The sequence below is a fragment of the Rhodococcus sp. CX genome, from assembly GCF_015865005.1.
In the GTDB taxonomy this organism is placed as follows: domain Bacteria; phylum Actinomycetota; class Actinomycetes; order Mycobacteriales; family Mycobacteriaceae; genus Rhodococcus.
The window spans coordinates 22,081-27,810 of record NZ_JADZGH010000201.1 but is presented as its reverse complement, the minus strand read 5'-3'; the positions used below and the strand labels follow the sequence as shown (position 1 = coordinate 27,810).

Annotated in this window: 6 protein-coding genes and 1 pseudogene; 2 read left to right on the top strand and 5 right to left on the bottom strand. The window is 69.1% G+C overall.

Features of this window, described 5'->3' with window-relative positions; genetic code table 11:
• Nucleotides 1–55: 55 nt before the first annotated feature.
• From I0Q12_RS21665 to I0Q12_RS21650, 4 genes are read right to left on the bottom strand one after another with little or no spacing between them, the layout of a single operon-like run.
• Complete coding sequence (locus I0Q12_RS21665; RefSeq protein ID WP_197254578.1) at nt 56–424, bottom strand: carboxymuconolactone decarboxylase family protein; 369 nt, start codon at nt 422–424, stop codon at nt 56–58.
• Entirely contained in the window at nt 421–1,320 is a 900-nt protein-coding gene (locus I0Q12_RS21660; RefSeq protein ID WP_197254571.1) for an NAD(P)-dependent oxidoreductase, read from the bottom strand. The genes I0Q12_RS21665 and I0Q12_RS21660 overlap by 4 nt, the downstream gene beginning before the upstream one ends.
• Nucleotides 1,317–2,066 carry an SDR family oxidoreductase gene (locus tag I0Q12_RS21655; RefSeq protein ID WP_197254569.1) on the bottom strand — a complete coding sequence of 250 codons (750 nt, stop codon included), beginning with the start codon at nt 2,064–2,066 and terminating at the stop codon, nt 1,317–1,319. Before I0Q12_RS21655 ends, I0Q12_RS21660 begins: the two co-directional genes overlap by 4 nt.
• Nucleotides 2,067–2,079: 13 nt before the next feature.
• Complete coding sequence (locus I0Q12_RS21650) at nt 2,080–3,564, bottom strand: aldehyde dehydrogenase (RefSeq protein ID WP_197254567.1); 1,485 nt, start codon at nt 3,562–3,564, stop codon at nt 2,080–2,082.
• Between the two features lie 142 nt (nt 3,565–3,706).
• Here I0Q12_RS21650 and I0Q12_RS21645 point away from each other — a divergent pair, with 142 nt between their 5' ends.
• Nucleotides 3,707–4,564 carry an SDR family NAD(P)-dependent oxidoreductase gene (locus I0Q12_RS21645; RefSeq protein ID WP_197254565.1) on the top strand — a complete coding sequence of 286 codons (858 nt, stop codon included), beginning with the start codon at nt 3,707–3,709 and terminating at the stop codon, nt 4,562–4,564.
• A 6-nt stretch (nt 4,565–4,570) separates the two neighbouring features.
• Here I0Q12_RS21645 and I0Q12_RS21640 read toward each other — a convergent pair whose 3' ends face one another.
• Nucleotides 4,571–5,164, bottom strand: coding sequence for a TetR/AcrR family transcriptional regulator (locus tag I0Q12_RS21640; RefSeq protein WP_197254563.1), 594 nt, complete (start codon nt 5,162–5,164; stop codon nt 4,571–4,573).
• A gap of 98 nt (nt 5,165–5,262) precedes the next feature.
• Between I0Q12_RS21640 and I0Q12_RS33485 the strand changes: the two are divergent.
• Nucleotides 5,263–5,730 (top strand): annotated as a pseudogene (locus I0Q12_RS33485) (cytochrome P450); the annotation flags it as partial.

Below are 5,730 nucleotides of genomic sequence, written 5' to 3'. Positions count from 1 at the left end.
GATTCCGCGTGAAACGCCCACCGGTTCCGGGCCCCGGAATCGGTGGGCGTGGCGATCACGAGCGCGCGGCGGCCCTGCGCTGATGCAGCACCTTGCCGACGGTCGTGTCGAGCTTGGTGCCGAGCGGCCAGCCGACGTAGTGGCACAGGAACAGGGCGATCTCCCGCAACTGCTCTTCGTCGAGTTCCTCGTTCTGCAGCGCCGCGTTGATCTGGATCTCGGCGATGTCGGTCAAGCCCTGCGCGGCCAGTGCACCCAGGAGTAGCAGCCGACGGTCCCGGATGCTCAATCCGGGGCGGGTCCAGATCTCCCCGAACAGGTGATCGGCGGTGTAGGCGAAGTGATCGCCCGGCCCGTCCTGCATCTCCCAGCCGTAGACCTTCGACATCATGTCGAGGCCCCGCTGTCGTCGTTCGTCGGTCACGCGTTCTCCTTCGTCGAACGTTGTTGTGCCAGTTCGCCGGGGCCGACACCGAGCCCGGTGCCGAGATCGGCGAGTGCCCGGGTGCCGAGCGGCAGGTCGACGCCCAGTCGCTCGCCCAGTTCCAGCGCCAACGTCAGGTCCTTCTCGCCGAGCGACCGCGCGTGCGCGAGGATCGGGAACCACGGATCGTCCGGTGCCAGCGCAGCGGTGGTGTCGCGCAACATGATCGCCCCGGCACCGCCGGTGATCGCGTCGGTGTGCCGCACCACCTTGCCGAGTGCGGTGATGTCGAGCCCGGCGGCCTCGGCCAGCCGCTGGGCTTCCGCGGCCGCGTTGAACGAGATGAAGTGCAACAGGTTGCGCGCCAGCTTCATTCGCGTTCCCGCTCCGACCGGACCGGCGTGGACGACAAGACCGGCCCAGGCGCCGAACGGCTCGCGGACCTTCGCGAACGCCTCTTCGTCCGCGCCGACCATGACGGCCAGCGTGCCCTTCGCGGCACCGACCGCACCACCGGAGACCGGGGCATCGACCAGATGCACGCCGCGCTCGGCGCAGACCGCGGCGAGGTCGACGGCGGTGGTGTCGGAGATCGTCGAGTGCACGGCGACGACGGTGCCGGGCCGCGCGGTCGAGAGCAGGCCGTCGGGTCCGGCGACGACCTCGCGGACCTGCGCGTCGTCGAGCACCGTCACGGAGACGACGTCGCACGTGGCGGCCAGTTCCGCAGCACTTCCGGCGGCGGTCGCGCCGGCAGCGGTGAACGGTTGGACGGCCTCGGGACGCATATCGAGCACCGTCAGTCCACCGGGCCAGTCGAGGAGTCGCTTGGCCATCGGCGCACCCATGTTGCCCAGGCCGATGTAGCCGACGGACACGTCGGAAGGCGCGGTCACGACCGGATCACCTGCCCGCCGTCGACGTTGAAGATCTGCCCGGTGACCCAGCCGGCCTCGTCGGACAGCAGGAACAGGCACATGCCGACCAGGTCCTCGGGCGTGCCCATCCGCTTGAGCGGGAGCCTGCCGACCATGTCCGCCACCATGTTGCCGGGCGTGACGGTGCGGGTGGCCTCGGTGTCGATCGGCCCGGGGGCGATCGCATTGATGCGAATGTTGTTGCCACCGAGTTCGACCGCGAGCTGCTGGGTCAGGCCGTTGACGCCGACCTTGGCCAGGCCGTAGAACCCCGAGTAGAGCCACGCGGCGGTCGACGACTGGTTGACGATCGAGCCGCCCTTCTTCCTCATGTGCGGCCACACGGCGCGCGTGACGTTGAGTGCGCCGTCGAGGTTCACGCTCATGAACTTCTTGTAGTAGTCCCACGGCACCGTGAGCAGCAGGTCCAGTTTCATGCCGCCGTAGATCGCGGCGTTGTTGACCAGATGGTCGATCCCGCCGAACGTCTCGACGGTCCTGGCGGCGAGTTCGGTGGCCGAGTCCGGGTCGGCGACGTCGACGGGCAGGAAGACGGCGCTGCCGCCGTCCGCGACGATCTGCTTGGCAACCTGCTCGCCCGCTTCGGTGTTGAGGTCGGCGACCACCACGTTCGCGCCCTCGGCGGCGAGCGCCCGGGCGTAGGCCTCGCCGATTCCCTGCGCGCCACCGGTGACGATGGCGGTTCGATCGGTGAAACGTCCCATGTCGTGAACCTTTCTAGGGCGCCGCGGGTTCCGCGACGAGCTTGGTCTCCAGGTATTCCTCGAAGCCGGCCACGCCCATTTCGCGGCCGATTCCGGATTGCTTGTAGCCCCCGAAGGGCGCGTCGGCGGCGTACCAGATGCCGCCGTTGACACCGAGGGTGCCGGTGCGGATCCCGGCGACGACGTGGGCGACGCGGTCCTGGTCGGTGCCCCACACCGAGCCGGACAGACCGTAGGGAGAGTCGTTGGCGATGCGCACGGCGTCGTCGTCGCCGTCGTGCGGCAGGATCACCAGGACGGGACCGAAGATCTCCTCCTGGGCGACGCGGGTGCTGTTGTCCAGGCCCGCGATCAGGGTCGGTTCGACGAAGAAGCCCTTGTCGTGCTCGGCGGGACGGCCACCGCCGACGACGATCGTTCCGCCCTCCTCGACCGCGAGCTTCAGGTAGCCCTCGACGCGGTCACGCTGGCGAGCGGAAATCAGTGGACCGCAGACGGTTCCGGGTTCGTTCGGATTGCCCGGGCGGATGCCGCGCAGCGATTTCGCGGTGAGTTCGACGGCCTCGTCGTAGCGTTCGCGGGGGACGACGAGACGGGTGGTGATCGCGCAGCCCTGCCCGGCGTGCGTGCACACGGTGAACGCGGCGATCGAGCAGGCGCCGTTCAGGTCGGCGTCGTCGAGGACCACGAAGGCGGACTTGCCGCCGAGCTCGAGGAAGACCTTCTTGAGCGTCTCGGCGGCCGCGCGCATCACGGCCCTGCCGGTCGCGGTCGAGCCGGTGAAGGAGACGAGGTCGACCCGCGGGTCGGAGGCGAGCCGGGCGCCGACCGCATGGTCGCTCGACGTCACGATGTTCACCACGCCCGGCGGGATGTCGGTCTCCTCGGCGATGATCCTGCCGACCAGCGCTGCGCACCACGGGGTGTCGGGTGCGGGCTTGAGGACGACGGTGTTGCCGGCTGCGAGCGCGGGACCGATCTTGGCGAAGTTGATCTGGTGCGGGAAGTTCCACGGCGTGATCGCGCCGACGACACCGACCGCTTCCTTCAGCAGGTAGCGGTGCGTCGGGATACCCATGGGGGACGCGTTGCCGAGATCCTGCTTCCACTCGTACTTCTCGGCGAGATCGGCGAACCACAACAGGTCGTCGACCGGGCCTTCGAGATGTGCGGCGGAGGTGAGGAAACGGGGCGCGCCGACCTCGGCGATGGTGATCTCGCGCAGTTCCTCGATGTGTCCGCGCAGCGCGTCGCGCAACTGGCGCAGGCAACGGGCGCGGAAGGCGTGGTCGCGGGACCAGTCGGTGGTGTCGAAGGCCTGCCGGGCGGCGGCGATGGCCGCGTCCATGTCGGCGGCGGTGCCGTCGGCGGCGTAGCCGAGCGTTTCCTCGGTCGCGGGATTGCGGGTCTCGAAGGTGCCCCCGGAGCCGGGGACGAGTTTGCCGTCGATCAGCAGGGGAGTGCTGTCGGTCGGGCTGTTCCTGGGGCGCAGGGCCATGTGTGGTGCTCCCGTTCTGGCGGTTCGGTGGCAGACGTCGGTCGACGTGGAGCGTGTGACGGTCCTCATAATCTGGACACTTGTCTGGACTATAGTTCGGGCAGATGCGCGGTGCAATATCGCGCCGGACGGGAGGGGCGGGATGGCGGATCGGGCGGCAATCGTGACCGGAGCGAGCCGGGGGATCGGCCGGGCGGTGGCACTCGAGCTGGCCGCCGCGGGTGCCGCGGTGGTGGTGAACGGGCGGGCCGAGGACGCGGTGCACGACACGGTCGCGGAGATCGAAGCCGCAGGTGGGCGCGCTGTCGGGGTCGCCGGATCGGCCGCGGCGCCGGGCGTGGCAGAGGCGCTACTGGCCGCCGCGCTCGACGAGTTCGGCGACGTCGATGCCCTGATCAACTGTGCCGGTATCGCCGAGCCCAGCGGGTCGTCGATCCTGTCGGTGACCGACGAGCAGTGGCACGAACTGCTCGACGCCCACCTGACCGGCACGTTCCGGACCTGCCGCACCGTCGCGCCGCACCTCGTGGCGCGCGGCGGGGGCGCCATCGTCAACACGAGTTCGTTCGCCTTCCTCGGTGATTACGGCGGTACCGGCTACCCGGCGGGCAAGGGTGCGGTCAACAGCCTCACCCTGGCGATCGCCGCGGAGTTGCGCGAACAGGGGGTCCGGGCCAATGCGGTGTGCCCGGGGGCGCGGACGCGGCTGTCGACGGGCGACGAGTACGAACGGCAGATCGAGCAGCTCCACCGCCGGGGCCTGCTCGACGACGTGAGTTATCAGGGCTCGCTCGACCCGGCGCCGCCCGAGTTCGTCGCCCGGCTCTACGCGTATCTCGTCGACGGGCGGTCGGCAGGGGTCACCGGCGAGATCTTCGCCGGCTCGGGATGTTTCGTCGGGCGCTTCCCGCGGCCCCGGCCGAGCCTGCTGGCATGGCGAGACCACAAGGCCGAGCCGCCGTGGACGATCGAGGAGATCGCGGGATTCGTCGGAGGGTAGCCGGGGTCAGTCGCGGGACGGTGACGCGGTGATCGACGCGAGCGCGTTGTCCACCACCTTCTCGAAGATGCGGTCGAGATCCATCTCGTCGCCGAGGAAGCCGGTGCCCTCGATCATCGCGAAACCGTGTACCGCGGCGAACAGCGCGACCGCGGTATCGAGCGAATCCTCCTCGGGGACACCGCACGAGACGAGCATCGCGCGCAGAGCGCTGTTCGCGTCGAGCGCCGAGGTGATGAGTGCGTCGCGGTCGATCGGCGCGGCGGTGAGGGCCTCGTAGCGGCGGTGATTCGCGACCGCCCACGACCGATAGGTCGCGATGAGGTGCCGCAGGCCGTCGATTCCGCTGCGGCCCATGGCTTCTTCGCGCAGCCGGTCGCCGAGGGTGATCATCGTCCGGATCTGAACCTCGGACCGGACGTCGTCGAGGCCGCGCACATGGTTGTACAGCGACGCGCCCACTACACCCACACGAGCCGCCAGGGTGCTCATCGTCAACTGCTGCCATCCGTGTTCGTCCACGACGGCGAGTGCGGCGTCGATCACCTTGTCACGGGTGAGCGTACGGCGCCGGACGGGGCGTTCGTTGTCACGTGCCATAAAGCGATCTTAGGGGTCTTCCATTCCAAACGAATGTGAGTAGTTTGTAAACAAGAGCCATTCGTTTCTTGCTTCCACGACACCCGAGGTAACCCCCCATGACGGCGTCACGCACCGATCTCAAGAACCCGGACGTCTACGAGAAGGAAATGCCGCACGACGCGTTCGACGACATCCGCCGGCGATGTCCTGTGTACTGGCAGCCGGAGGACGACGGTCCCGGCTACTGGGCGCTCACCCGGCACGCCGACGTCACGGCGGTCTCCCGCGACAGCGCCACCTTCTCCTCCGCGCTCGGTACCACGCAGATCGACGAGTTCGACGACGAGACCCGGCTCAAACAGGCCGCTATGCTCATCAATCTCGATGCGCCCGAGCACACCCGGCTCCGCCAGCTCGTGAGCCGCGGATTCACCCCGCGGGTCGTCAAGCAGCTCGAAGGGCGTATTCGCGACATCTGCGAACGCACCGTCGACGAGCTGATCGAGGCCGGCCGCGACGGCGCGGTCGTGGACTTCGTGCCGCTCGTCTCCGCGCCGCTGCCGCTCGAGGTGATCGCGGCGCTG

Coding starts and splice junctions, on each gene's coding strand:
- I0Q12_RS21645 (WP_197254565.1), top strand. CDS start 3,707: ATGGCGGATCGGGCGGCAATCGTGACCGGAGCGAGCCGGGGGATCGGC.
- I0Q12_RS21650 (WP_197254567.1), bottom strand. CDS start 3,564: ATGGCCCTGCGCCCCAGGAACAGCCCGACCGACAGCACTCCCCTGCTG.
- I0Q12_RS21655 (WP_197254569.1), bottom strand. CDS start 2,066: ATGGGACGTTTCACCGATCGAACCGCCATCGTCACCGGTGGCGCGCAG.
- I0Q12_RS21640 (WP_197254563.1), bottom strand. CDS start 5,164: ATGGCACGTGACAACGAACGCCCCGTCCGGCGCCGTACGCTCACCCGT.